The sequence below is a fragment of the Persicirhabdus sediminis genome, assembly GCF_016595495.1.
GTDB classification, from domain to species: Bacteria; Verrucomicrobiota; Verrucomicrobiia; order Verrucomicrobiales; family Akkermansiaceae; genus Persicirhabdus; species Persicirhabdus sediminis.
In genome coordinates, this window is sequence record NZ_JAENIM010000008.1 from 74,664 (window position 1) to 100,128 (window position 25,465).

General features: G+C 50.2%; 20 protein-coding genes and 1 other RNA gene. 14 read left to right on the forward strand and 7 right to left on the reverse strand.

The window, feature by feature from the left end:
• The first annotated feature begins 24 nt into the window (after positions 1-24).
• Complete coding sequence (locus tag JIN82_RS00700; protein WP_200309701.1) at positions 25-480, forward strand: hypothetical protein; 456 nt, start codon at positions 25-27, stop codon at positions 478-480.
• Positions 481-558: 78 nt separating this feature from the next.
• Entirely contained in the window at positions 559-1,017 is a 459-nt protein-coding gene (locus JIN82_RS00705; RefSeq protein ID WP_234041674.1) for a hypothetical protein, read from the forward strand.
• Positions 1,018-1,288: 271 nt separating this feature from the next.
• Here JIN82_RS00705 and JIN82_RS17050 read toward each other — a convergent pair whose 3' ends face one another.
• The 3 genes from JIN82_RS17050 to JIN82_RS00715 form a co-directional block, all read right to left on the reverse strand.
• The gene (locus JIN82_RS17050) at positions 1,289-1,546 is read right to left on the reverse strand and encodes a hypothetical protein (protein WP_234041675.1); all 258 of its coding nucleotides are present in this window, start codon (positions 1,544-1,546) and stop codon (positions 1,289-1,291) included.
• 784 nt (positions 1,547-2,330) lie between these two features.
• Positions 2,331-2,606: a hypothetical protein gene (locus JIN82_RS00710; RefSeq protein ID WP_200309705.1), complete on the reverse strand. Its 276-nt coding sequence runs from the start codon at positions 2,604-2,606 to the stop codon at positions 2,331-2,333.
• 63 nt (positions 2,607-2,669) lie between these two features.
• On the reverse strand, positions 2,670-3,830 hold the full coding sequence (locus JIN82_RS00715) for a class I SAM-dependent rRNA methyltransferase (protein WP_200309707.1): 1,161 nt from the start codon (positions 3,828-3,830) through the stop codon (positions 2,670-2,672).
• 66 nt (positions 3,831-3,896) lie between these two features.
• Between JIN82_RS00715 and JIN82_RS00720 the strand changes: the two genes are divergently transcribed.
• From JIN82_RS00720 to JIN82_RS00760, 9 genes are all read left to right on the forward strand, one after another.
• Positions 3,897-4,397: a hypothetical protein gene (locus JIN82_RS00720; protein WP_234041676.1), complete on the forward strand. Its 501-nt coding sequence runs from the start codon at positions 3,897-3,899 to the stop codon at positions 4,395-4,397.
• Between the two features lie 173 nt (positions 4,398-4,570).
• Positions 4,571-4,750: non-coding RNA, 6S RNA (gene ssrS, locus JIN82_RS17680), on the forward strand.
• Between the two features lie 142 nt (positions 4,751-4,892).
• Positions 4,893-6,056: a homoserine O-acetyltransferase MetX gene (gene metX / locus JIN82_RS00730; protein ID WP_200309712.1), complete on the forward strand. Its 1,164-nt coding sequence runs from the start codon at positions 4,893-4,895 to the stop codon at positions 6,054-6,056.
• 153 nt (positions 6,057-6,209) lie between these two features.
• The gene (locus JIN82_RS00735) at positions 6,210-7,019 is read left to right on the forward strand and encodes a DapH/DapD/GlmU-related protein (protein ID WP_234041677.1); all 810 of its coding nucleotides are present in this window, start codon (positions 6,210-6,212) and stop codon (positions 7,017-7,019) included.
• Between the two features lie 125 nt (positions 7,020-7,144).
• On the forward strand, positions 7,145-8,725 hold the full coding sequence (locus JIN82_RS00740; RefSeq protein WP_200309714.1) for a sulfatase-like hydrolase/transferase: 1,581 nt from the start codon (positions 7,145-7,147) through the stop codon (positions 8,723-8,725).
• A gap of 71 nt (positions 8,726-8,796) precedes the next feature.
• Complete coding sequence (locus tag JIN82_RS00745; RefSeq protein ID WP_200309715.1) at positions 8,797-10,242, forward strand: sulfatase-like hydrolase/transferase; 1,446 nt, start codon at positions 8,797-8,799, stop codon at positions 10,240-10,242.
• Between the two features lie 183 nt (positions 10,243-10,425).
• Positions 10,426-11,604, forward strand: a complete 1,179-nt coding sequence (locus JIN82_RS00750) for a molybdopterin molybdotransferase MoeA (RefSeq protein ID WP_200309716.1) — start codon at positions 10,426-10,428, stop codon at positions 11,602-11,604.
• 93 nt (positions 11,605-11,697) lie between these two features.
• Positions 11,698-13,167, forward strand: a complete 1,470-nt coding sequence (locus JIN82_RS00755) for a sulfatase family protein (protein ID WP_200309718.1) — start codon at positions 11,698-11,700, stop codon at positions 13,165-13,167.
• 126 nt (positions 13,168-13,293) lie between these two features.
• The gene (locus JIN82_RS00760) at positions 13,294-14,700 is read left to right on the forward strand and encodes a sulfatase family protein (RefSeq protein WP_200309719.1); all 1,407 of its coding nucleotides are present in this window, start codon (positions 13,294-13,296) and stop codon (positions 14,698-14,700) included.
• Between the two features lie 163 nt (positions 14,701-14,863).
• On the opposite strand, the gene leuS is transcribed toward JIN82_RS00760, so the two are convergent.
• The 4 genes from leuS to speB form a co-directional block, all read right to left on the reverse strand.
• Positions 14,864-17,605: a leucine--tRNA ligase gene (leuS, locus tag JIN82_RS00765; RefSeq protein ID WP_200309720.1), complete on the reverse strand. Its 2,742-nt coding sequence runs from the start codon at positions 17,603-17,605 to the stop codon at positions 14,864-14,866.
• Between the two features lie 112 nt (positions 17,606-17,717).
• Complete coding sequence (locus JIN82_RS00770; RefSeq protein WP_200309721.1) at positions 17,718-19,223, reverse strand: DUF975 family protein; 1,506 nt, start codon at positions 19,221-19,223, stop codon at positions 17,718-17,720.
• A 497-nt stretch (positions 19,224-19,720) separates the two neighbouring features.
• Positions 19,721-21,103, reverse strand: coding sequence for a dihydrolipoyl dehydrogenase (gene lpdA, locus JIN82_RS00775; protein WP_200309722.1), 1,383 nt, complete (start codon positions 21,101-21,103; stop codon positions 19,721-19,723).
• 171 nt (positions 21,104-21,274) lie between these two features.
• A complete protein-coding gene (gene speB, locus JIN82_RS00780) occupies positions 21,275-22,156 on the reverse strand; it encodes an agmatinase (RefSeq protein WP_200309723.1) in 882 nt (293 codons plus the stop codon).
• 634 nt (positions 22,157-22,790) lie between these two features.
• Here speB and JIN82_RS00785 point away from each other — a divergent pair.
• From JIN82_RS00785 to JIN82_RS00795, 3 genes are all read left to right on the forward strand, one after another.
• The gene (locus JIN82_RS00785; protein WP_200309724.1) at positions 22,791-23,852 is read left to right on the forward strand and encodes a ribonucleotide-diphosphate reductase subunit beta; all 1,062 of its coding nucleotides are present in this window, start codon (positions 22,791-22,793) and stop codon (positions 23,850-23,852) included.
• Between the two features lie 48 nt (positions 23,853-23,900).
• Positions 23,901-24,986 (forward strand): ribonucleotide-diphosphate reductase subunit beta, encoded by a 1,086-nt coding sequence (locus tag JIN82_RS00790; protein ID WP_200309725.1) that lies wholly within the window; start codon positions 23,901-23,903, stop codon positions 24,984-24,986.
• 82 nt (positions 24,987-25,068) lie between these two features.
• A complete protein-coding gene (locus JIN82_RS00795; protein ID WP_200309726.1) occupies positions 25,069-25,446 on the forward strand; it encodes a four helix bundle protein in 378 nt (125 codons plus the stop codon).
• Positions 25,447-25,465 lie beyond the last annotated feature (19 nt).

Genomic DNA, 25,465 nt, shown 5'->3' on the forward strand with positions numbered 1-25,465 from the left:
TAGATAGTTAGATCGGTATCTAGCATGAGTGAGAATATCTACAGCCCTCCAACAGCACCCGCTGAGCGACTTCGAAAGCGCAGTGCGAAGAAACTAGCTGTTTCTATTTTTGTGGGTGGGTTCATCTTATTTGTGCTGAGTTTGTTGCCAACTTGGAATTTTTCAGCGGAGATAGTTATAGCGTCTGAAGTGAATCCACTTTGGACGGAAGGTGGCGAGGTGATAGACTCTAACATGGGTGAGGGATTGGACTCGCTTGGCTTCACCTTCACCACAGGTATAGGGGCCGAGACTGAGGCTGGTCTTTGCTTTGGTGATTTCTCTGTAGATGAATATTGGGTGATTGAATATATGGCTGCGAGCAAACAGGTGAGAGCTAGTGCGTGGCTTCCTGAACTGAATTGGCTAGGTCATGTGTGGGCGAGCTATCGCTTTAACAAATTGTCTGAGACATTGGAGGAACATCTAGCTGGTGAGTGAGGATTTTTTGTTCAGGTTGTTAAGCAAGTTTATGAATGCGGAAGGAATTGAAATGTCTAGGCAAGGTAGCAAGTGTTGATGAAGCAGTGGATTAAAATAACTATCTTTGCCTCGATATTGTTGGGGGCTAGTTTGGGTCTTTTTTTCTATGTAGACTTTGTGCGTGCCGAGAGGGCGCGTATTTTTGCTGATGGAGATTTTGGTTTCGAGCTGATAGGTAATGAGGATGAATTCTCATATTTTGTAAATGCGCTAGCTTCTCATGCTGTCTCCAAGCCAGGGGTGTCTGGGCCGATTTATGAAGTTCCTGACTTGGGGGATTTTTGGCAAAAGAACAAAGATGGGATGCTAGGGGAATGCTATTTCTATCATCGGGTGATTGGAGATGACTATTTGATAGAAATTCCATTTGGCCGGCATGGTGTCTGGCTGATATCAAATATTGAGCTGGAGAAATTAGAAACGCCTGTAGCTGAATACAGTCAGCTGGTGCCATCTAGGCGTTTCGGCAAGGTATACTGCGCGAAGGCAAGGTAGGCGAAGTGAGCTATCTCGCCCCTTCAGGGCTTGGTAAGTTAGGAAAATTGGTTCCAATCCAGCGGCGTGTTTCAGACTCACGGTCCATTCTGCCTCCGGCAGATCATTGATTGGTCGGGCTGACCACGGGTTGCACTCGCTAGGGCTCGTTGACCCGCGGCTAAAGTCTTTAAACCCTCCGGGTTTGGCAATGGAGCCGGTCGTTCTGTGAAAGAATGCCAAGACTAACTTTAGCCGTAGTTCTTCTATTCACTCTAGCTAGAAATTTCATCTAGCAATCGTCAGCCGAAGGCTCTGGAGTGCGGCGATCCTTCGCCGCTTTTTGTTGCGTGTGCGGTAGTTTTTCATCCAAGGTCAGTCTAGCGGATTGTGATGTTTTCAGCCGTACGGTCCATTCTGCCTCCGGCAGATCATTGTTTGCTCGGGCTGACCACGGGTTGCACTCGCTAGGGCTCGTTGACCCGCTGCTAAAGTCTTTAAACCCTCCGGGTTTGGCAATGGAGCCGGTCGTTCTGTGAAAGAATGCCAAGACTAACTTTAGCCGTAGTTCTTCTATTCACTCTAGCTAGAAATTTCATCTAGCAATCGTCTGCCGAATTCATCTAGCAATCGTCTGCCGAATTCATCTAGCAATCGTCTGCCGAATTCATCTAGCAATCGTCTGCCGAATTCATCTAGCAATCGTCTGCCGAATTCATCTAGCAATCGTCTGCCGAAGGCTCTGGAGTGCGGCGATCCTTCGTCGCTTTTTGTTGCGCGGGCGGTATTTTTTCATCCTAGGGATAGTCTAGCGGGGTGTGATGTTTTCAGCCGTACGATCCATTCTGCCTCCGGCAGATCATTGTTTGCTTGCGCTGACCACGGGTTGCACTCGCTAGGGCTCGTTGACCCGCGGCTAAAGTCTTTAAACCCTCCGGGTTTGGCAATGGAACTGGGCTAGAAAGTTTCCAGCTAGGAGGTGGGGCTGCTAAACATTGCACTGGCTGGAATATGTTTCGCCCCTTCAGGGCTTGGTTTTGTGTCGGGCGTTTTCCTAGGGTTGCGTTGCACCTTCGGCGCAGCCCTACCCTAGGCTGGGCTGTTACACGCCTTCGGCGTTAGGCTCGTGTAATTGTTTAGCTAGCTAGACATTGAGCTGGCTGGAATGAGCTGGCTGGAATGAGCTGGCTGGAATGAGCTGGCTGGAATATGTTTCGCCCCTTCAGGGCTTGGGTTTGAGGGTGGCGTTTTCCTAGGGTTGCGTTGCGCCTTTGGCGCTGCCTTACCCTAGGCTGGGCTGTTATACGCCTTCGGCGTTAGGCTCGTGTAATTAGTTAGCTAGCTAGGAAATGAGCTGGCTGGGAATGAGCTGGCTGGAAATGAGCTGGCTGGAAATGAGCTGGCTGGAAATGAGCTGGCTGGGAATGAGCTGGCTGGGATGAGCTGGCTGGAATGAGCTGGCTGGAAATGAGCTGGCTGGAAATGAGCTGGCTGGAAATGAGCTGGCTGGGAATGAGCTGGCTGGGGGTGTTAGGGGAGGTTTTGTGGTCACGGTTGAGTTTCCAGCTAGCGGAGAATTTTCCTCTAGCTGAAAACTGAAAGCAGCTCACCAGTCTCGGAAGACTGAACTACGATCACTGGTCACTGCACACCGATCACAGTACACTAACAATCTACCTAGAAGGCATTTGTTGGAGTGTGAATCCTTTGAGGTATTCGGTCTCAGGGATGGCGGGGATGACTGGGTGGTCGAGGCGCTGGCCGTGAGTTTGGATGAGGCGTAGTGAGCGTTTGGCGTCGACGGATGCGTCGACGATGTTTTTGAGGAACAGCTCGCGGGTGGCGTGGTGTGAGCAGCAATAGGTGCTGAGAATGCCGCCTTGCTCTAGTAGCTTGATGCCGCGCAGGTGGATTTCTTTGTATCCACGCATGGCGTTGCTGAGCGTTTTTTTGTTTTTGGTAAATGACGGCGGGTCGAGAATGATGATGTCGAATGTTTCCTCACAATTTTTCAGGTAGTCGAAGGCATTGTGGGCGATGGCGTTGATTTCTACACCATTGAGTTCGGCATTGCGCTGGCACTGGGCGATGGCTGATTCTGAGACATCGACGGCGGTGACGCTGGCTGCTCCGGCTTTGGCGCAGGCGAGGGCAAAACCACCTTGGTTGCAGAAGCAGTCGAGTACACGTTTGCCTTTGGCGTATTTGGCGATGGCGGCGTGGGCGTCTAGCTGGTCGAGGTAGAGGCCGGTTTTTTGTCCGTCTAGCAGGTCGATTTCAAATTTGATGCCATTGGCTTCGATAATGAATTGGCCTGGGTTTTCACCGTGGACGAGAGCGACTTCTTGTGGGATGCCTTCGGCAATGAGAGAAGGCGCATCGTTGCGCAGGATGATGGATTTTGGTGCAAGCTGCTCGACGAGTGCTTCGACGATGACTTCGCGCACGTTGTACATGGCGAGTGTGAGTGTCTGCAGCACGAGGTGGTCGCCGTAGCGGTCGACGACGATGCCAGGCAGGGCGTCGGATTCACTCCAGACGATGCGCGCGAGCTCGGGGTCGAGGCCAGCTGATTTGCGGTATTCGATGGCTTGGCCGATGCGGCGGGTGAAGAACTCGAGGTCGAGTTTTTGTTTGCGGCGCGAGAACCTGCGCGCCACGATTTGTGAGTTTGGATTGTAAATAGCGGTGCCCAGCGGGCGATCGCGGAAGTCTTTCATCGAGATGACATCACCAGCTTGTGGGTTGCCAAATGTTTTTCTGATCTCTGATGCGTAGACCCAGTCGTGTCCGTGGAAGATGCGCGAGCGTGGTTTTACAATGATACCTGCCATGGGGCATGATGTAGCACGGAATTTCCCCGCTGGCTACTGTTGAATTTTGAGCAAATTTTCAGCTGAATGCAGCCAGCTGGATATCTTCATAGAGGCAAGATTGACAAAAACTCATCCAGCCTGCATTTTGTGATGAGGCATTTGACGATGGGTAGAGATGATATCATGTATGCGATCGCGCGGATCGACTTGGCAAAGGTGGCTAGCTTTGGCTGGCAGGTCCGTATGCAGCGGCGCGGCGTGAAGTATGGGAAATTTTTCTCTGATCGCAGTTATGGTAGCCGCGAGGGATCATTGCGTGCGGCTCAGCAGTGGCGCGATGCCTTGGTGGCTGAGCTGGCCTCGCAGACCCGCGTATGCACACCGTCGCCACGCAATCGCAGTGGGGTAGTGGGCGTGTCTAAGGTGAGTGTGATAGGCGCCAACGGGAATCATTATTTTTTCTGGCAGGCGACGTGGTCACCGGAGCCGGGACGCCGGCGATGTGTGAAATTTTCCATCCAGCGCTACGGTGATGATGAGGCATTCCAGCTGGCGGTGCAGGCGCGTGAGCGCGGTGTGCAGTAAGTAGGAGTTAATTTGTGTTTCTTCAAATTCAACATTTGTTAAATGTGATTTGATTTTTCCAGCGTGCTGATGAGCAGTCTTTTAGGTGGCTTGGATTTGCTTTTTTTTGTGATTTTCTGAGCATGAGTTTTGGGAAACTGATTGCAGAATAGTGAAGTTCAGCGTATGGGTTTTGGCGTCTGCTGTGTGCGTCAGATATTGGTAGCATGCCCGAACCGATGTTTACGTCCTGGGGGCGGCCCCGGCTATAGAAGATCATGCCTTGTCAGGAAGATCGACTTGTGACGGATGTCCCCAACTTGATGAGTTACGGGAACGTGGCTCTGCACCAATGACGGCACGGCGGATTTTTTATTTTCCAGCTGGCGGTAGACAATGGTCACGGCTTTGAGCTGGTGATTGACCAGCGGGATCCAGCTAGCTGGCAGGCATTAATGCAGATCTCAGCGCATTATTTTATCGTAAATCGGCCTCAATCCGTGCTTAAACGTGGCCGTGTTCGCAGAGAAGCAAAAGGTAGAGACCCAATTCGTAGAGTTTGGTAGCATCGATGAGCCTATCGTCTTGCGCCGTGGTGGTGAGTTGCCGGGTATCCGGTTGGCTTACGAAATGTGGGGCGAGATGAATGAGGATAAGTCGAATGTGATTTTGCTTAACCACGCACTTTCTGGCTCACATCATGCAGCTGGTTTCAACCCAGCCATTCCTGAAGTGGGTGAGCTGTGGCAGCCCGAGCTGGAAAATGGCTGGTGGGAAGATTTTCTCGGGCCAGGCAAAGCGCTAGATACCAATCGCTATTGTGTGATTTGCCCTAACTACCTTGGAGGTTGTTATGGCACGACGGGGCCGGCATCTATCGACCCGCGCACTGGTAAAGAATACGGATCTAATTTCCCTCATCTAGCAGTGGCTGATCAGGCAGATATTCAGGCACGTCTGCTAGACGCGCTTGGCGTGAAGCGACTGAAGGCAGCTGTGGGGCCATCTGTAGGTGCGCTGATCACTCTAACTTTTGCGACCCGCTATCCAGATAAAGTGGAGACGGTGATTCCGATGTGTGGTGGCTTTAAGACGACGGTGTATAACCGACTGATTTTGTTTGAGCAAATTCTAGCGATTGAGAATGACCCGCATTTTAATGGTGGTGATTATTACGAGGGAACTAAGCCAGATTATGGATTGGCGCTGGCTAGAATGATTTCGCATAAGACATTTGTGCATCTCGATGCCATCGAGCGCCGCGCGCGCAGTGAGGTGCGTCAAGATACCGAGACTCTAGCGTGGTACAAAGTACAGGATACTTTCCAGAGCTATATGCTGCATCAGGGGAAAAAGTTCGTGAAGCGCTTCGACGCCAATACCTACCTACGCATCATCGACATGTGGTCTAACTACGATGCGGTGAAGGAAGGTGATGCCGAGAGCCCAGCTGATTTGTTTAAAGCCTGCGCTGAGAATAATCAGAAATTCCTCATCTTCAGTATCGACTCAGATTTTTGTTTCTACCCTGAAGAGCAAGCTGAGCTGGTTGCCCATCTGGAAAATAGTGGGGTGAAAACCATGCACATCACGGTGCACTCAGATAAGGGGCACGACTCGTTCCTGCTGGAAAATGAGTTCTATACTCCACATATTTCTTACGCACTAGCTTCGAGTTAGGTCTGGTGATTAGATTCTTGATGACAGCTGTAAGTGCTTGTGCAATAGTTACCTATTATGCAGGCAAATTTACACGAACCGATAGAGTCTCTTTTATGTGCTCCGCTGACAACGAAGCGGCGCTTTTCTGATTGCCTAGTAGCCAACCACACCTTGCACGAGTTTCTCGAAAATGAACTCGTTAGAGCTGGCTTCGAAATGGTAGACGACGCTCATTCAACCGAGCGTACATTGCATTTACCTCTGGATCATTGGATTGATGTGGGCGCGCTCTGCATGCTAACACGCAGCACCGAGCCAACTAGTTTGTTTGACTCGCGTGGCGACCTCGTTGCCTGGCGCGGGCATAAAGATCCACGTCAGTGCACGGGTAAGATGGTGACGGAGGCAAATTGTTTCCGCATTCGTTACGCATGGGATTTCCTCCAGCTGAATGAGGAAGTGCTAGATGTTATGGGGCTGAGTGATATTCGCGGTGAAATTAGCCAGCTGGCTGAAGTGCGAGGCAACCTCTATCTTGGTAACGGTTCAGTAGTCCAGCCAGGCTGCTTTATTGAAGGAAATGTGGTGATTGGTGAGAACTGTGTGATTGGGCCTAACGCCTATATTCACGGTAATACTAGTATTGCTGATAATTGCCATATTGGTCACGGTGTAGAAGTCTCTAACTCAGTTTTTTATGAACACGTCACGGTGGGTCATAACGTCTACGTTGGCGATAGCATTGTAGGTAATCATGCTCTGCTAGGAGCTGGCACGGTGCTTTCTAATAAACGCCACGACGGTAGAAACCAGCGAGCATTGATTCGTGGGGAATTGATTGATACCGGTCGCCAAGAGCTCGGTGCAATTATCGGCGACGGCGTGCGAACTGGCGTCAATACTACGGTATTTCCCGGTAGAAAGATTGGCAATGGCCGCACCACCAGACCCGGTGCTTTGATCGAACATGATATGATGTAAATTTCTCTCTATACCTGAAATTGAGAAGTGTGATTATTGATACAAAAATGAGATTGTTTATTTGTTAGGTTGTGTTCTCAGGGATGACAAAGCAGCTTGTAGGCCAATAACTGTAACTATCCCTGATGAATAATAATTTCTCATGTAAAATCACCTTGACGAGCATCGCCAGCGGAATTTTAGCCGTGGGCGCGATTTCCGCAGCGTCTCGACCGAACTTGGTATTCTTGTTAGCTGATGATATGGCATCGGCCTCAGCTGGCTGGATGGGCAATGAACAAGCGAAAACTCCGCAGCTGGATAAGCTGGCGAGCGAAGGGTTAGTTTTGCGCAACCACCATAATACCACCTCTATCTGCATGGCTAGCCGGGTGTGTATCATGACGGGGAATTATGAATTTGTTCACGGGGTAAATTTTGGCCGCGGCAAATTAAAAAAGGAACAATGGGCGCTAACGTACCCAATGTTGCTGAAGCAGGCAGGCTATCGGGTTGGCTTTGCTGGAAAATTTGGTTATTCAATCTCAGGGTTGAATAACCCGGATGATTTCGGCAAATTGAAAGACTATCCAGTGAACGAATTTGATTGGTGGGCTGGCTGGCCGAGTCAGGGGACATATAAAACAGCTGGAAATGAATACCTCAAACAATATGCCGAGAAGTACCCACATTCGACACGTGCGCTGGGCGCGGCTGGGGCGGATTTCATCAGTGAGTCAGTAGCTGCAGGCAAACCGTTCTGTCTATCTATCAGCTTCAAGGCGCCGCACAGCCCGATGTCGTCGGATCCATTTTTCGAGCAGGTTTACGAGGGAGTTGTTTTTAACAAACCAGTAAATTACGGCAAAGAGGGAAGCCAACATCTAGCTCCGCAGTCAGGGCTTGGCCGCCAGCGCTCGATGTTCAAATCTAGCTACGAATCTGACAAGGACTTCCAGAAGACGATGGGTATTTATTTCCGCCAAGTCTACGGCGTGGATTATGCCGTTGGCATGATTCGTGATTCCTTAGAGAAAAATGGCGTGGCGGACGAGACCATTTTGATTTTCACATCAGACAATGGATACTTTTTGGGCTCACATGAATTTGGTGGAAAAGTTCTCCCTTATGAAGAGGCCACCAAGGTGCCGGGCATTATTTATGACCCGACACGCAAGCATTCTCATGGCAAGCAGACGAATGGGCTGACGTCGGGAATTGATATGGCGCCAACTTTGTTAGCATACGCTGGAGTAGAAATTCCAGCTGGCATGGATGGCAAATCATTGATCTCCGTAGTTGAAGATGAGAACTACCGTGTGCGCGAGGAACTCTATCTGACGCAGGTGTGGAACCAAAACCGTGATGATATCATTGGGGCCCTCACCGTGCTCACAGAGAAATACCGCTATAATTACTGGTATTATGCAAATGAGAAAATGCCTCCATCTGAAGAGTTATTTGATAGAAAAAATGATAGCCACGAAATGACTAACTTGGCGAGTTCGCCTGAAGCGACACCTGCACTCGAAGAGATGCGCGCGCGCTATGACGCTAAGCTCGAGTTATGGAAAAAGCGCCGCAATCCAGATTATGGATATGACCGCTATGATGTACTCGCTGATCGTAATGTGCCATGGCAGGACAAAGAGTTCATTGCCAAGTTTATGGACTATGATAGCAAAAAGAACGTTAAAGGTGAAAAGAAAGTCAAAAAGGTTAAGTGATGGGCCAGATTTGGTAACAAGAGTTGCAAAATCGGAGGCGTATCAAGCTCCAGTACTCTAAATCTTGAACAATGAAACTTAAGAAAAAACTTATAACCCTAGCATGTGGCTTGCTAACGATGGTGGCCCATGGTGAAAACCAGCGTCCTAACGTTCTGCTGCTCTTTGCTGATGACATGCGTGCAGATACGATCAACAACCCTGAGGTGCTTACTCCTACTTTAGATAAGTTAGTGAGCGGTGGCTTTGTTATTGAGAGCCTGCACAACTTTGGTGGTAACACAGGTGCTGTTTGTATCCCTGCGCGTAACATGCTGATGACTGGTAAGTCATGGATGCGTTTTGATGCGGGTCCTCGCGATAAAGGTTTAGGGGCAACTTTACCAAAAGCATTTAAAGCGGCTGGCTATCAGACATGGTACCGCGAGAAGAGTGGTAAATCTAACCTTCCTCACATTCAGAAGCAGTTTGATGAATATGCTGATATTCACATGGTGAGCGAACTGAGAACTGGTTACGCCTGCCGCAACGTTGCTAACGAAGCAATCGAGTACATTGAAACAGGCCGCGATAAAGCTAAGCCGTTCTTCATGTACATCGGTCTGCCTGCTCCACACGATCCACGTTTCAATGCTCCTGAGTTTATCGAGTTGTACAAAGACAGAAAGGTTTCACTGCCAGACGATTTCCTGCCAATGTACCCATGGAACCCATCAGACAAAGCTGTCTACGTTCGTGCTGAGCACCACACTGCATGGCCACGTGACCCAGAAGTAATGCGCGGACACATTCGTGATTATTACACACTGATCACTAACATGGATTACGATCTGGGTCGTATTATCAAATCTCTGGAAGAGCAGGGCATTAGAGACAATACAATCATTCTGTTCAGTGCTGACCAAGGTCTAGCAGTTGGTAGCCAAGGCATGATGGCTAAGCAAATGACACATAGTAGTTTCCAACACGTACCATGTATCTTCAACGCTCCTGGCCTGGAAAAAGGTTCATCAAAATCACTGGGTTACACCTTGGATCTATTCCCAACATTGTGTGAGCTAGCTGGAATCGACGCGCCTGAAAACATTGATGGCAAAAGCTTAGTTCCAGTCTTACGCGGTGAGAAAGAAATGGTCAGAGACCGTCTGTTCTTCGCTATGTACAATAACCAGCGCAGCCTCCACAAAGGTGATTGGAAATTGATCCAGTATGCTGAAATCAACAAGACTCTGCTTTTCAACAAAGCTAAAGATCCATACGAAACTGAGAACCTTGCTGATAACCCAGAGTTTGCTAGCACAGTTACAGCTATGATGGAAGAGCTCCGCGCTGAGCAGGGCAATTGGGGTGATGAGGCTCCTCTGACAGTTGACAATCCACGTGACCCAGTATTCGTGGTCAACAAGAAGAACGCTGATAAGGCTGCTAAGTACCCACGTGAAAAAGTAGGTGGATTGGCTCCAGAATGGAAGCCAGGTAACGAAGTTGACCTATCAGGACCTGAGTACCGTCAGTAATTGCTGAGCTTACGCAATTTTCAAAATTAGCCTGTTGGCAATTAGAATAGACCAACAGGCTAACTAATGAGCTAATGCTCAAGCTGGTGACGATTGATTCGTTGCTGTGCTTGGGCATTAGCTTTTTTATTTTCCGTGGGATAAAAGCTTGGTCGATCTGGCTGTTATGCTTAGCTGTGGCTAATGATGAGTTCATTAGTAAGTGTGCATGAGGCTTGGACGAAGTTAGCCGAGAGAGTCGATAAGCTCGACTCCGAGCTGGTAGATATCACGCATGCACATTCACGAGTGCTGGCGGAGCCAATTTTGGCTGATCGACCATTGCCGCCATTTGATCGTGTGATGATGGATGGCATTGCTATTCGACTGGCTGATTATTCTGCTGGCCAAAGGAGCTTTGTTATTGATGGCCTGCATGCCGCTGGTGATCCGGCGGTGATGCTTATTGGTGAGGCGCTGGAGGTGATGACGGGAGCGATGCTACCGTCTGGCGCTGATTGCGTGATTCCCTACGAGTTGGTTGACCTCGCTGGTGGCGTGGCTCAGCTGGACGATGGCATGCCATTACAGCCGATGCAGAATATTCATCTAGCAGCTAGTGATAGTCCAGCTGGTGTGAGCATTGTAAAATCTGGCCAGCTGATTGGGTCCGCGGAAATTGGTGTTGCGGCTTCATGCGGCGCCAGCCAGCTAGCTTGTTATAAAATCCCAAGCTTGGCGGTGGTGACTACTGGCGACGAGCTGGTTGATGTTAGCGAGAAGCCACTGGCGCATCAGATTCGCCGATCTAATGGATTGGCAGTGAAGTCGGCATTAGAGGCTGAGAAGTTAGCGGCGGTTGATTGTTTGCATTTGGCTGACGACGCTGAGGTTCTAGCTGAGTTTGTAAATTCATCGGACCACGAAATGTTAGTTTTTTGTGGTGGCGTTTCTAAGGGAAAAAAAGATTACGTTCACCAGGTGTTGAGCGAGCTAGCTGGCGAGCCGATTTTTCACGGTGTTGCGCAACGTCCGGGCAAGCCGATGGGATTGTGGCAGCTGGCTGATGGGCGCCTAGTGGTGGCGCTTCCCGGTAATCCAGTAGCGGTGTTAGCTGCGATTCACGTTTACCTCAAACCAGCTCTGAACCTGATGCGTGGGGTGGTGGTGAATGCGCAAATGGTGAGGCTCAGCGAAGAATTTAGCGGTCATGCTGCATTTATTTTTCATGTGCCAGTAGCTGTGCTTGGAAATGCTGGCGTGGTAAAGGTTTTGCGGGCAAAGAATTCGGCTGATTACGCGGCAGCTGTTGGTGCTGATGGCTTTGTCTCAATTCCAGCTGGCGGCGCTGGTTTCAATCAATCTGTGCCGTGGTTTAGATAAGCTGTCTAGCTGCTGCTGTGCTTTCTGATACCATTAGAAAATTGTCAGCTTATGGTTAACGTTAGATGGCTGCAGTGTATAGATAGTTAGCATATGGCAACTTTAAGAAAACTACAACGTACGCTGGCTCTCGGCGCGATGATGCTTGGTGTGAGTTCTGCGATGGCAGCGGATAAGCCGAATCTGATTTTGATGATGGCGGATGACTTGGGCTGGGGAGATACTGGGTTTAATGGCAATACCATCATTAAGACTCCGACTCTGGATAAGATGGCTGCTGAAGGCGCGGTGCTAGAGCAATTCTATGCAGCTGGCCCAGTTTGTTCTCCTACCCGTGGCACATTTCTCACGGGTCGGCATTTTTGGCGTTACGGGATTTGGACCGCTAACAAAGGTCATCTACCAAAAGAAGAAATTACTTTAGGAGAAGTTGCTCAAGCGCAAGGGTACATGACCGGTCACTTTGGCAAGTGGCACCTAGGCACACTCAGCAAAACCATGTCCTCTAAAGGGCCTGGCCGCAAACCTGAGATTAACTATGCACCAGCGTGGGAGTACGGTTATGATAAGACATTTGTCACCGAGTCCGCTACGCAAACATGGGATCCGGGTGAGGGTAAGCGCAGTAGAAATAATCCATTTTTTGAAGATGGCGAAACCACCATGGAAGGTTTGAAGGGCGGTGACGGCCACGTGCTGATGAGCCGCGTGATTCCTTTCATCGAAGATGCGGTAAAACAGGACAAGCCATTCATGGCGGTGATTTGGTTCCACGCGCCACACGCAGATGTGCTCGCTGGCCCTGATTATTTAAAAATGTACGAAGAGTACGGTACCTCTGGGCATTATTACGGCTGCATCACCGAGATGGATGATTCTATTGCCCTCATGCATGCGAAGCTCAAAGAGCTCGGTGTTTACGACAATACCATCCAGCTGTACACCAGTGACAACGGACCTGAAGGAAAAGATCCAAAGCCGGGCTCAAGAGCTGCTGGCGTGACTGGCGGACTTAGAGATCGCAAGCGTTCTCTGCATGAAGGTGGTGTGCGTGTGCCTACTGTAGCGGTTTGGCCAAATCACATCCAAGCTGGATCTACGATCAAGGTAGCTGGATCAACCATGGATATTCTGCCAACGGTTGTGAGTATTCTTGGTTATGAAATGCCAGATGATCGTCCGCTTGACGGCATTGATTTGACGCCAATTCTCAAGCAAGATGTGACTGAGCGCAGCAAGCCAATTCCATTCCGCTATGGAAGTACCTTTGGTCTGATCAAAGGTGACTACAAGCTGCTTACCAAATCACTAGGTGATTGTTCCCAAGACGAGCTGTACAACCTGAAAGAAGATCGCGGCGAGCAAAACAACATCGCGCAAGATAATCCAGAGCGCATTGCTGCGATGAAAAAAGAGATGGCAGCCCTGCAAGATTCATTTGCCAATAGCCACTCAGGTAATGATTACGTTGGGGTTGATTATTCTCCTGATTCTGAGTTCAAGCCAATGGGCGCTGAACCCGCAAAAGCTGGTAAGGAAAAAAAGAAAAAAGGTAAGAAGTAATCAGCTATATAGGTAATATAACGACAGCTGTATGACGGTTCATCGGCTGGACCTATAGATCAAAACAAGCCTCAAAAAACCATGAGGGTGGCGGGATATAATGACTTCCGCCGCCCTTAGTACGATATGAAAAAGAACTTATTAGCACTAGCTGCAGCGGTGAGCTGTAGTTTCAGCCAAGCCGCTGAGAAACCAAACATTGTCTTCATTTTCACCGATGACTACTCGTACGAATGCCAAGGGCATTTGGGCATGGAGGCTATTCAAACTCCTAACCTCGACCGTCTCGCCAAAGACGGCACGCAGTTTACCAACAGCTACAACATGGGTGCGTGGGCCGGAGCCGTCTGTGTGGCTAGCCGCACGATGATCAACTCAGGCGCCTTTGTGAACCGCGCTCAGAAGACGATTGTGGAGCAACCGCAGTGGGCTGAACTGATCCGCGATGGTGGTTACAAAACTTACATGACCGGAAAATGGCATGTAAAAAAGGAACCTGCATTTGATGTTGTCAAAGACGTGCGTGGTGGCATGCCAAAAGGATCTGGCTACAACCGCCCGGTGAGCCGTGAAGATTTTGAAAATGGCTGGCAGCCGTGGGACATCGGCGAAGGTGGATTCTGGAAAGGTGGCACTCACTGGACAGAAGTAGTTGGTGATAACAGCGTGGAATTTATCAATCAAGCAGCTGAAGAGGAGAAACCATTCTTCATGTATCTTTCCTTCAACGCACCGCATGACCCACGCCAGTCGCCTAAAGAATACGTCGACATGTATCCTGTCGACGACATGAAGGTGCCGGTGAACTATTTGCCAGAATACCCGTACCGCAAAGAAATCGGCCTGCCTGATAATTTCCGCGACGAGCGCCTCGCTCCCTACCCGCGTACCGACTTTGCCGTGCAGGTGCACCGCCGTGAGTATTTTGCCTCCATCACCTACCTGGACTACCACATGGGGAGAATCCTAGACGCGCTCGAAGAGCACGATATGATGGACAATACCTACATCATCTTCACTGCTGACCACGGATTGTCTGTCGGTCACCACGGACTGCTCGGTAAGCAAAACATGTACGAGCACAGCATGCGAGTCCCCTTCATCGTCAAGGGACCTGGCGTGGAAAAAGGCAAGAGCATCGATACGCCAATCTACCTGCAAGACGCCATGCCAACCACACTTGAGTGGGCTGGTGTGGAAATTCCCAAGCATGTCGAATTCAAGAGCGTGAACGCGCTGATTGCAGGTGAAGCAACTGAGCATTATCCTGCGATCTACGGCAAATACATCAACTTCCAGCGCATGATCCGCAAGGGTGACTGGAAACTCATGATGTACCCAAAAGCGTCTAAAAAACTGCGTCTCTTCAATCTCGTTAAAGATCCTAACGAGATGAATGACCTCGCTGATAACCCTGAGTATACCTCGAAAATTGAAGAGCTCAAAACCGACTTCAAAGCACTTCAGGACGTCATGGGCGACGAGCTGGATCTAGACAATCCAACAGCACCACGCGCCAAAAACAAAAAATAATCAGCTAACTAGCTGACAAATAAATCTGCTAAATGCCCAGCTTGCCTATCAAGCTGGGCATTTTTTGTGTATCGTTTCCAGCTCGGCGGAGACAAAAAAATCCCGGCTTCGTGATGAAGCCGGGATGGATGTTGGATTGATCTAGCTGGAATATCTAGCTGGCTTAGTTAGCCACGATATTGACGAGGCGGCCAGGCACCACAATCACCTTGCGGATGGTTTTGCCGTCGATGAACTGCTGCACGTTTTCGTGTGCTTTGGCGAGTTCTTCGATGTCTTCTTTAGCTGCATCTTTGGCGACGGTTAGGCGAGCGCGCAGCTTGCCATTCACCTGCACGATGAGCTCGATTTCGTCTTCTACCAGATAAGCTTCATTGCACACTGGCCAGACTTGCTCGGAGAGCAGCTCGGCATCCAGCTGGAATTTCTCACCGAGGCGAGCGTAGACTTCTTCAGCGAGGTGCGGAGCAAATGGGCTGAGGCATTTGAGCAGAGTGACGATCAGCTCTACAGGCAGCTGCTTGGCTTCACCGAGTGCTTTGGTACAGATCATCATCTGGCTGATCGCGGTATTGAAACGCAGTGTTTCGATCGCTTGGCTGACCTTCTGGATGGTTTCGTGAACTACCTTAAGCAGCTTTTTATCAGCGCATGGCTCAGCAGTGAGCTTGTCGCTCAGCTGGTATTCGCCCGCTTGGTTTTTCTCGATGGCGAGGCGCCAGACTTTTGCGAGGAAGCGGGAAACGCCTTCGACGCCTTTCATCTGCCACGGCTTCACTTGCTCGAGTGGACCCATGAACATTTCGTAGAGGCGCAGTGCGTCCGCACCGTACTCAGAGACCACGTCATCTGGGCTGACTACGTTGCCAAAGGATTTGGACATCTTACGGTTCACTGGTTCCAACTCGATGGAGGAGCCTTTTTCTGTGAATTTGTTTCCATCAATAACGATGTTTTCCAATTCCACTTTGACAGCTCTGTAGTCAGTGTCAGATCTACGTTCTTTAAAATGGACGACTTCACCCGCTGGGTCAGTGTAATAGAAATACTCGGTTTCACCGAGAATCAGTCCTTGGTTCACTAACTTCTGGAATGGCTCGATGGTATTGACGTGTCCGAGGTCGAACATCACCTTGTGCCAGAAACGTGCGTAGAGCAGGTGGAGCACGGCGTGCTCAGTACCACCAACGTAGAGGTCGACGGCGCCTACTGTGTCGTCGCTGCCACCCATCCAGTATTCTTCGGCTTCTTTAGAAATGAAGCGCTCGGTGTTAGTTGGATCGCAGTAGCGCATGTAGTACCAGCATGAGCCAGCCCACTGTGGCATGGTATTGGTTTCGCGCTTGGCGGTTTCGCTGTAGTTGATCCACTCGGTAGCTTTTGCTAGAGGACCTTCTGGTGAGCCAGTTGGTTTGAAATCATCCATCTCTGGCTGGAGAACTGGTAGCTCGTCGTCGCTAACAGCGCGGTGCTGGCCGTCTTCCCAGAGGATTGGGAATGGCTCGCCCCAGTAGCGCTGGCGTGAGAATAACCAGTCGCGCAGCTTGAAGTTCTCCTTAGCTTCACCTTTGCCTTCAGCTACTAACCATTCGATCATTTTAGCTTTGGCTTCGTGAGTGGCTAGGCCGTTGAGGAAATCAGAATTGATAGCTACACCTTCGCGAGTGAAGGCTTCTTCGAGCTCGCTGCAGCATGTCGCGCTGTTGCCGCCAACGGAGCTGGCGTCGGCAACTACTTGCATGATTGGTAGCTGGAATTTGGTCGCAAATTCAAAGTCGCGCTCGTCGTGAGCTGGCACAGCCATGATGGCGCCGGTGCCGTAGCCCATCATCACGTAGTCAGCGATCCACACTGGGATCTTGCTGCCGTTGACTGGGTTGGTGGCGTAGGCTCCAGTGAACACACCGGATTTGTCTTTGTTGAGGTCACCGCGCTCGAGGTCGGATTTCAGCGAGCAGGCTTTGATGTAGGCTTCTACTTCGGATTTCTGCTCAGCGCTGGTGATTTCAGCCACGTATGGATGCTCAGGTGCGAGCACCATGTAGCTAGCGCCAAATAAGGTGTCTGGGCGAGTGGTGAAAACGTCGATGTCGTGGCCGTCGATGTCGAAGGTGACTTCAGCACCTACGGATTTGCCGATCCAGTTTTTCTGCAGCAGCTTGATGGACTCAGGCCAGTCGAGCTGGTCGAGTTCGTCGATCAGGCGGTCAGCGTATTTCGTGATGCGCAGCATCCACTGGCGCAGCGGGCGGCGCTCGACGGTGTGGCCTTTGGATTTCCACTCGTCGACTTCTTCGTTAGCTAGAACGGTGCCGAGATCTGGCGACCAGTTAACTGGGGCTTCGCTGATGAAGGCGAGGCGCTCGTTGTCGATTTCTTCGCGGCTGAGGCCTTTTTCTTCCAGCTCGCTGATTGGGCGTGCTTTGTTGGTTTCGGCGCAGAAATATGAATTGTACAGCTGGAGGAAAATCCACTGTGTCCAGCGCACGTAGTTTGGCTCTGTGGTATTGATTTCACGATCCCAGTCGTAGGCGAAGCCGAGTGATTTCAGCTGGCGGCGGAAGTTATCTACATTCTGCTCGGTGGTGATGCGTGGGTGCTGGCCAGTTTTGATGGCGTATTGCTCAGCAGGCAGGCCAAATGCGTCCCATCCCATTGGGTGGAGCACGTTGAAGCCATTCATGCGCTTGTAGCGGCCGAGGATGTCAGTAGCGGTGTAACCTTCTGGGTGACCGACGTGGAGGCCGGCGCCAGATGGATACGGGAACATATCTAAGACAAAGTACTTTGGCTTGCTGGCATCGAAGTCGGCATCACCTGGATTTGGTGTGCGGAATGTTTTTTGTTCGTCCCAGCGGGCTTGCCACTTGGGCTCGAATTGGTCGAATGGAAATGGTTTGGACATAGTGGTGTCGATTTGTGGGCGGGAATGTATCGCATCCGCCACGGTGGTAAAGAAAAACCCACTCAAGCGGTGATGCTTTGAGTGGGTTGGTGAATTTCTAGCTAGCTGTGAATTACAGCGTCTCAGGGTCGACAACTTTATCCCAGCCACCTTGCAAGTAGCGGTAGGCAATGATGTAGCTGAGCGTGGCGGTCGGGATGGCCCACAGCAGGCCGATACCAAAGCACAAGGCTCCGAGGAAGATCACGATTTGGGCGAGGATGTTGAGGCCAAATAGTCGCCACCAATTGCCTTTGGTAATTTTCCAGCTGTAGATGAGTCCAGCAATGGCGCCCATTTTGTATTCAATGATAGCCAGCGGGAAGAAAATGCAGCGGACAAAGATGAGCAGGGTGGGGATGACTACCGTCAGAGTCGCCAAGGAGATACCGCTGGCAATCAGCACATAAGGTGGAATTCCTAGATCAGTAATTGATGGTAAGCCGATGCTTAAAAGTACCGCGATGAACGCACCCGCAACGATGAGTGGGAGCAGGTATAAAAATGAAAAGAGGATGTAGCCAACGAGTACGGCGAGCACGCGACCTGCTTGAGTGAATAGATCGAGCATGCCGGCTTGCTGGCCTTTGACCAGATGGAGACAGAAGTTAAGAAAGCCCAGCGTGAGGTAGATGGGCAAAATGAACATGGCTGCCGAGATTAAGCTTTCAGCGAGCAGTTGTTGATTGTTGATCTGTCTATCCTGCCAGGTGGATTTCATATTCTCGATGATCTGGTCGAGACCGCTAGCATTTTTGCCCTCGGTATCTGCTTGGTCATCACTAGCGTCAGCTGGAGCTTCTGCAGGTGTGCTGGCCATAGCTGGAGCTGCGTTATTGGCAGCTGGAGCTGGTGGAGCTGCGGATGGGCTCGCTGGCTGGGTGTTTGCTGGCCCAGCTGGAATGACTTCTGGAGCGGCTGGTGCCGCTGGGCTAGCTGGCTGAGCGGTGGATTGGCTGGCTGTCGTGGGCTCTGCCGCTGGCTGATTTTCTCCAGCGATTTGTTTATTGGTTGGGTTGGCCCTATTGATGGTCTCGGCGGCTTCGTCTAGCAGGTCGCTTTGTGGTGGTGTGAAGTTGCCCGATGGCAGCAAACCAAATGAGGTGACGGCGATGCCGGTGCCTATGCTGAGTGCGGCAATGGCCATTTGCTGGAGAAGTAGCACTCCCCAGAAGGTGAAGAATTTTCTTTTAGCATATCCATAAGCGATGCTGATGCAGCCAGTGACATCTAATAATACTGGCTCAGGTGGCAGGCCGTCTTCGGTTTCGTGAAACTCTGAAATGATTTGAGCTTCTGGGCTGCTGTATGGATCTGCCGATGGCTGGGTATTGAGCGCTTTCTTTTGCTTTTTAGCGGGCTTGGGCGCTTTGGTCGCAGGGGCAGCGGGTGGTGAGGCGAGGGTAAATTCTTTGAGGCTATTGGGTTTTACCCATTCGGCCATGCCTTTTTTCCAGACGAGGTCCTGATCAGGGTTGAGTCGGTTGCCTTTGATCATCGACTGCAGCTGTTGCAGTGACACGGGGCCGTCTTGTGTGCCCCCTTTGGCGTAAAACCATTCTTCCTTCGCTTTGCTCATGTATGTGTATTCGAGTTAGGGTTGGACAGAAGCTAGATCAGCCGAGATCAACCCAGGGGAGATCAGACAGGCGACCGCCGGGGCGATGCACGTAGCTTTGTCTCGATTATATGTAGTTTTAGGGGTTGCGGCGATAACTTCCTCGTAATGAGACTCAAACGTTGTTTGGGTTTTGTTACTTAAAAGTAAAAGGAGAGTTATTTTTTTCAATGAGAACCTCAGATGGCAGACGCGAGGGGTAGACGCTGTCTCTTTTGGAACGAGTTGCTGGAGCCGTGAATGCCCCTCATTTGCTACTCGAACCAGCTATCTTCAATGCACTTCATTGTTTGTCGATCTGACTAAGATATTTACGAGAATAAATAAAAAAGCCCATGCGTCGATGATTATTGACGCATGGGCTTATGGAAAACTAAAGGGTTTAGTCTGACTGCTTGAGCATGTGTGGGTGACGGCGGTGCGTGCCCAGAATCTAATTGCTCGAGCTAGCTAGTTTCTTAGAAGTGGATGGCGTGGCCGTCCGCGTCTAGAGTAGCTTCGTGTAAGGCTTCAGCCAGTGTTGGGTGGGCGTGGATGGTGGAGTGGATCTCCTCAGTGGTGCACTCGAGCTCGAGAGCGAGGCCCATTTCTGCAATCAGCTCAGTGGCGTTGTCGCCAATGATGTGAGCGCCGAGAAGCTCGCCGTGTTCTTTGCCGTAGATGAGTTTTACAAACCCTTCCGCATCACCAGCTGCTTGCGCTTTGCCGATGGCTGCAAATGGGAATTTGCCCACTTTGTATTCAACGCCTTCTTCTTTGAGTGCGCGCTCGGTTTTACCAACGCTAGCTACCTGTGGATGGCAGTATGTGCAGCCTGGGAAGTTGCCCACTTTGCGAGGTGCATGACCATCTACAAAGAGACCTTCAACACACTGGATCGCTTCGTAGCTGGCGGTGTGTGCCAACCATGGTGGACCAGAAATATCACCTACTGCGTATACATTCGGGATAGAAGTTTCGTAGCGGTCGCCGATTTGGATAAATCCACGATCTGTAAGAGCTGGCTGCTCGCCGCCAGGAAGTACTGGCTGCACGCCGATGGCCACGAGGCAAACATCAGCAGTGAGAGTTTCGGCGCCTTTAGGGCCTTCTACTTCGATAGTCACGCCATTGCCATCTTCGCTGGTGCTGACCACTTTGGTATCAGTGAGGCAGCGGATGCCTTGTTTTGTGAGTGATTTCTGCAGCTCTTTGCCAATCTCGTCGTCTTCTACAGGAAGTACCTGAGGCAGCATTTCAACGATAGTTACCTTGGTGCCAAAAGCATTGTAAACATAAGCAAACTCAACGCCGATGGCGCCAGCGCCGATGACGATCATTTCTTTTGGTTGCTCAGGCAGAACCATAGCTTCTTTTGAGCTGATTACGGTAGTGCCATTGAATGGGAATGGTGGCAGCTCGCGGCTCTTACAGCCGGTAGCAATCATCACGTTAGCTGTCTCGTAGACAGTGGACTCGCCATTGGCGTCTGTCACGGCTACTTTGTTGCCATCAATGATGGAGCCGTAACCTTTGATGTAGTCGATTTTGTTTTTCTTGAAAAGAAACTCGATGCCGCCAGCGAGACGGTCAGAAACTTTGCGTGAACGACCAATCACTGATGACCAGTCGTACTCTAGGTTGTCGAATGAAAGGCCAAACTCTTTACCCTTCTTAGTAAGTGTCTGGTATAGCTCGGCATTCTTAAGAAGTGCCTTAGTTGGAATGCACCCCCAGTTAAGGCAAGTACCGCCTGCGCGGTCTGCTTCTACTACAGCTACCTTTTTACCCAGCTGGGCACCGCGAATAGCTCCTACATATCCTGCAGGGCCTCCACCAATAACAATGAGATCGTATGACATGATAGTGAAAAATTTGTGGTTCGAATCAAATTCTGCGCGAGACAGTGGGCGAGGTGGTAACAAAAGTCAACAACCGGATGAATCAACAAAGCCAGAATCTGTCGCTGCAAATTCTGGCTTTTTCTTCGCTCTGTTTGCGAATGATCGAAATTATCGTTCTAGTGGGGCAAATTAGGCGCGCGAAGCAATGCCCATAAGCGCGTAGGCGAGCTTTGCCGCAGTGTAGTCGCAGCTGTGTAGCTCAGGTCTTGGCGCCAGCTCAACCACGTCAATGCCGAGGATTTTGCGTCCACCAGCAGTGCAGGCTTCCACCGCATCTAGCGCTTGCCACCAAGTGAGACCACCCGGCTCAGGCGTGCCAGTAGCAGGCATCAACGAGGCGTCCAGCCCGTCGACGTCAAAGCTGAGGTAAATATTCTTAGGGAAATCTTCCGGCAACAATTCAGCAGGGATGCCATTTTTAGCGATCTCACGCGCGTCGAGGTAGCCGACACCGCGCTTGGTTCTTACTTCAATCTCTTCTTTGCACAAGTTGCGGATGCCAATCTGGAAAAGCGGAATGTCGAGGTCGAGAATGCGGTGCATCACCGATGCGTGGCTGTACGGGTCGCCATTGTAATCTTCGCGTAGGTCAGCGTGGGCATCAATCTGCACGACGCCAAAGTCACGGCGAATATTTGCTAGCGCGCGCACCGGTGCCTGCGTGAGGCTGTGCTCGCCACCGAGAACGACAGGGATTTTGCCCATATCAAATACGGTCTTGCAGGTTTTCTCGATGTTGCTGAGCGCTTGCTCAATCTTGCCTGAGCAATCAACGGCAGGAGTGGTGAATAGACCGAGGTCGCCAGGGTAAGATTTGCCGTCGAAGGCCTCCAGCTGATACGCAGCATTTAAGATAGCCTGTGGGCCATTTGCTGTTCCCGCACCGTAGCTGACGGTTTTCTCTAGGGGCGCAGGAATGATGTGGAAAAGAGCATCTGCTGGGCTAGTCGGCTCGTATTCTGAGCTCAAGAAATAAGAATGAGTGCTTTTTGACTTACCGTGATAGATCATAATTTAATATAGGTCGGCATTCCCCTAGCAAAAATAGCGCCAAATCCCTGACAGTCATTGAACTGTCAGCATTTTTCGTTAATGTGCATGGGGAATTCGATTTAGCAGATACGGGTTTTCTTACCGTATTGCAAACTTATCTTTCGCGATTTTATCTGCCGCCAGCCATGCATAGAAATTTTAAAAAATAGCCAGTTTATTTTACTGCAATTGCGAGCACCCGCTGGCTCATGGATTCATTTCTGCGCGTATCTTGCTGCGGTTTTTTTAAAATTTCCCCCAGCTAGAGGTGTGGCTAACAGCTGAGAAAAAAAGTATACCCCAAAGCGTGGTGGCCAGCTTACTCGTGGCTAGTTGTTAGTATATGTGCTGAGACGCTTGTTTTTGTGATGATTGAGGGCGAATAGCTGGCTAATTCCAGCCATCTGTATGTCGGCTGGAAAAGGGTCAAATATACCATATGTTGTATTGTGAATAATTTGTGGATACTACATGGCCATTTTTTGGTAGCATTTATCAACAAGTTCATGCAACGTACCTAGCCTTGAGGGCGGGCGAGAAAACAAGCATTTCTATCCCGCTAAGCTTCTGCGAGTCCCGCAGAATCCGCTCAATCACCCTATCCCACCAGACAATGGCAGACATCATTAAAGTTACCCTAGGCGATCGTGTCTTCGAGTTAGACCGCGAAAAAGCTGAAGAAGGCTACGCAGCAAAAAAGGTGATCAATGGTCGCCAATCGATGTTTTTTAATATTCTGCCGCTCAAGTACACCTGGGCATACAATCTGTATAAACAGATGAAAAATGACCACTGGGAGCCAGCTGAGGTGAACCTGACCCAAGACGCTGTGGCGTGGAAACAACTGCCTGCTGAAGCTCAAAAATTGGTAAAAATGGCGCTCGGTAGTTTTGCTTTGTCGCAGAACATTTTTGCATCTCAGGGTATCTACGTGCTGCGCGATCTCGTCACCGCTCCCGAGCTGAAGCTAGTATTTGGCCGCTACGTTCACGAGGAAAATACCCGCAGTGACGTGCTTGTTTACCTATACGGATCGCTCGGGCTCGACCCGCTAGAATGCCAAGACCTCGCATCCGCCTCAGGCCATCACCGCCAAGTGGAAGAATTTGCCCAGCAGAATATCAGCCAGCTGACCCGCAACTCCGATACCAAGGAGCTAGCTAACAAGCAGGCATTTGCGCGCAACCTTTTCCTCTACAACCAATGTCTGGAGGGCACACAGTTCTTCAGCCAGTGGGCATGTTTGTTCTCACTCGCATCGCAAAACAAACTTCCAGGAGTCGGCCAAATCCTCAGCAAACTATTACAAGATGTGCTCTACCGCATCGAGCTGTTCAACCAGCTGCTCAAAGAACTCGTCTCAGAAAATCCTGAGCTGTGGACAGAGGAATTCCAAGCTGAGCTCGTCGACATCATGAAACAAGCCGTCGAGCTTGAGCAACAACTCATCAGCCAACTTCCAGTCGATAAAGTTGGTTTGCAAGCTGAAGCACTCAGCCAGTACATCGAGCACCTCGCCGATGAACGCCTATCCGCTTGTGGGTTAGCTCGCCAGTACTTCCACCATTCCAGCCCGCTGCCGTGGCTGGACGAACAGATCCACATCAATACAGGCACTCGAGTCGCTCCAGTTCAGACGGCTGTGTTAGATGCTTTCGACGACGACGACCTCTAAGTTTTTCCCGCACAAACTAACTGAACTCAAACGAGATTCCCTATCATCATGTCAAAACTCAACGTACAACTTGACGATCATTCGATCCCGCTCGACGAGAGCAAGGCAGCTGAGCTGCTAAGCGCGAAGCGTGTGATTGGTGGTCAAACCGTTCGAGGATTTGGTCTCCTGCCACTCAAGTACCCTTGGGCGTGGGAGATTTATTCCGATATGCGAGCGAACCACTGGGAGCCAGAAGACATCCCGATGCAGAAAGATGTTGAGCAATGGCGCAGCAACGAAGTTTCAGATGTTGAGCGATGGATCATCAAAATGGGCATCGGTTATTTCTCCGCAGCTGAAGGCATTGTTGGAGATAACATCATCCACGTGATTCGCGATCAGGTCACAGCTCCCGAGTTAGAGTTAGTATTCCGCCGCCACGCCCATGAGGAAAATATTCATGCCGATTCATTAGTCTACATGGTGAGCTCGTTAGGCCTCAACCCACACGAATGCGAAGCCATCTTTGAAGGCGTCAAAACCGTGCAGGAAAAGACCGACTTTGTTGTCTCTAACTCGCGCTCACTGCGCCGTGACATGGACATGTCACTAGTGGAGAATAAACAAGCACTAGCCCGCAATGCTTTCATTTTCGGCCAATGCATGGAAGGCACTCAGTTCTATGGATTGTTTGGCATGATCCTCTCTCTCTACCGGCAAAATAAATTCCCAGGCATCGGCCAGATGTTCCGCTACACGCTGCGTGATGAGTCTAACCATATCGAGCTGCTGCGCAACTTGTTGATGGATCTGGCTAACGAAAACCCAGAAATCTGGACTGACGAGTTCAAAGAAGAACTGCGCCAGACCATGGCCGAAGCTACCAAGCTGGAGAAAAATTTCATCCGCGACTGCCTGCCAGTTAGTGCTGTTGGATTGTCTATCGAAGACTTCCACCAATACATCGACTACATCGCCGACCGCCGACTCGAGTCATGCGGGCTCGAGCCACTCAACGACCAGCTAGAAAACCCATTCCCGTGGCTGGCTGAAATGATGGACATCAAGAAGGAGCAAAACTTCTTCGAAGGCCGCGTCACCGAATACCAAAAATCCACCGCCCTAGGCAACATCGACGATGATGATCTTTAGGATAGTGATTAGTTTTCAGTGTTCAGTTTTCAGACTGCCTTAAGGCGCATCTGAAACGCTAAGCTAGCAGAGAGATATCCCCATGTCCCTACACACTTTTGAAGACCTCGAAGTATGGAAACGAGCCTCTCGTCTGGCTGTGGATGTCTACGTTGCTACCTATCAATCTAATGATTTTGGCCTAAAGAACCAGATGCAGAGAGCTGCGGTTTCTATCCCATCGAATATTGCGGAAGGCGCTGAGAGAGACTCAGCTGGAGACTTCATTAGATTTCTCAGAATAGCCAAAGGGTCATGCGCTGAGCTAAGAACCCAGCTATATATTAATCAAAAAGCCAGCCAAGAGTTGGCCATTTCACCATTCAACAACATTGATCAGCTAGTTCGAGAAACTAAGGAGATAGCATCAATGTTACATGGTTTAATTCAGTCCGTTCAAAAAAACAATACCTCCAAATAAGACAGCAGTGATTCTGAAA

Coding starts and splice junctions, on each gene's coding strand:
- JIN82_RS00790 (WP_200309725.1), top strand. CDS start 23,901: ATGTCAAAACTCAACGTACAACTTGACGATCATTCGATCCCGCTCGAC.
- speB (WP_200309723.1), bottom strand. CDS start 22,156: ATGATCTATCACGGTAAGTCAAAAAGCACTCATTCTTATTTCTTGAGC.
- JIN82_RS00795 (WP_200309726.1), top strand. CDS start 25,069: ATGTCCCTACACACTTTTGAAGACCTCGAAGTATGGAAACGAGCCTCT.
- lpdA (WP_200309722.1), bottom strand. CDS start 21,103: ATGTCATACGATCTCATTGTTATTGGTGGAGGCCCTGCAGGATATGTA.
- JIN82_RS00785 (WP_200309724.1), top strand. CDS start 22,791: ATGGCAGACATCATTAAAGTTACCCTAGGCGATCGTGTCTTCGAGTTA.
- JIN82_RS00715 (WP_200309707.1), bottom strand. CDS start 3,830: ATGGCAGGTATCATTGTAAAACCACGCTCGCGCATCTTCCACGGACAC.
- JIN82_RS00705 (WP_234041674.1), top strand. CDS start 559: ATGAAGCAGTGGATTAAAATAACTATCTTTGCCTCGATATTGTTGGGG.
- JIN82_RS00760 (WP_200309719.1), top strand. CDS start 13,294: ATGAAAAAGAACTTATTAGCACTAGCTGCAGCGGTGAGCTGTAGTTTC.
- JIN82_RS00745 (WP_200309715.1), top strand. CDS start 8,797: ATGAAACTTAAGAAAAAACTTATAACCCTAGCATGTGGCTTGCTAACG.
- JIN82_RS00720 (WP_234041676.1), top strand. CDS start 3,897: ATGCAGCCAGCTGGATATCTTCATAGAGGCAAGATTGACAAAAACTCA.
- JIN82_RS00755 (WP_200309718.1), top strand. CDS start 11,698: ATGGCAACTTTAAGAAAACTACAACGTACGCTGGCTCTCGGCGCGATG.
- JIN82_RS00740 (WP_200309714.1), top strand. CDS start 7,145: ATGAATAATAATTTCTCATGTAAAATCACCTTGACGAGCATCGCCAGC.
- JIN82_RS00700 (WP_200309701.1), top strand. CDS start 25: ATGAGTGAGAATATCTACAGCCCTCCAACAGCACCCGCTGAGCGACTT.
- JIN82_RS00750 (WP_200309716.1), top strand. CDS start 10,426: ATGATGAGTTCATTAGTAAGTGTGCATGAGGCTTGGACGAAGTTAGCC.
- JIN82_RS00770 (WP_200309721.1), bottom strand. CDS start 19,223: ATGAGCAAAGCGAAGGAAGAATGGTTTTACGCCAAAGGGGGCACACAA.
- leuS (WP_200309720.1), bottom strand. CDS start 17,605: ATGTCCAAACCATTTCCATTCGACCAATTCGAGCCCAAGTGGCAAGCC.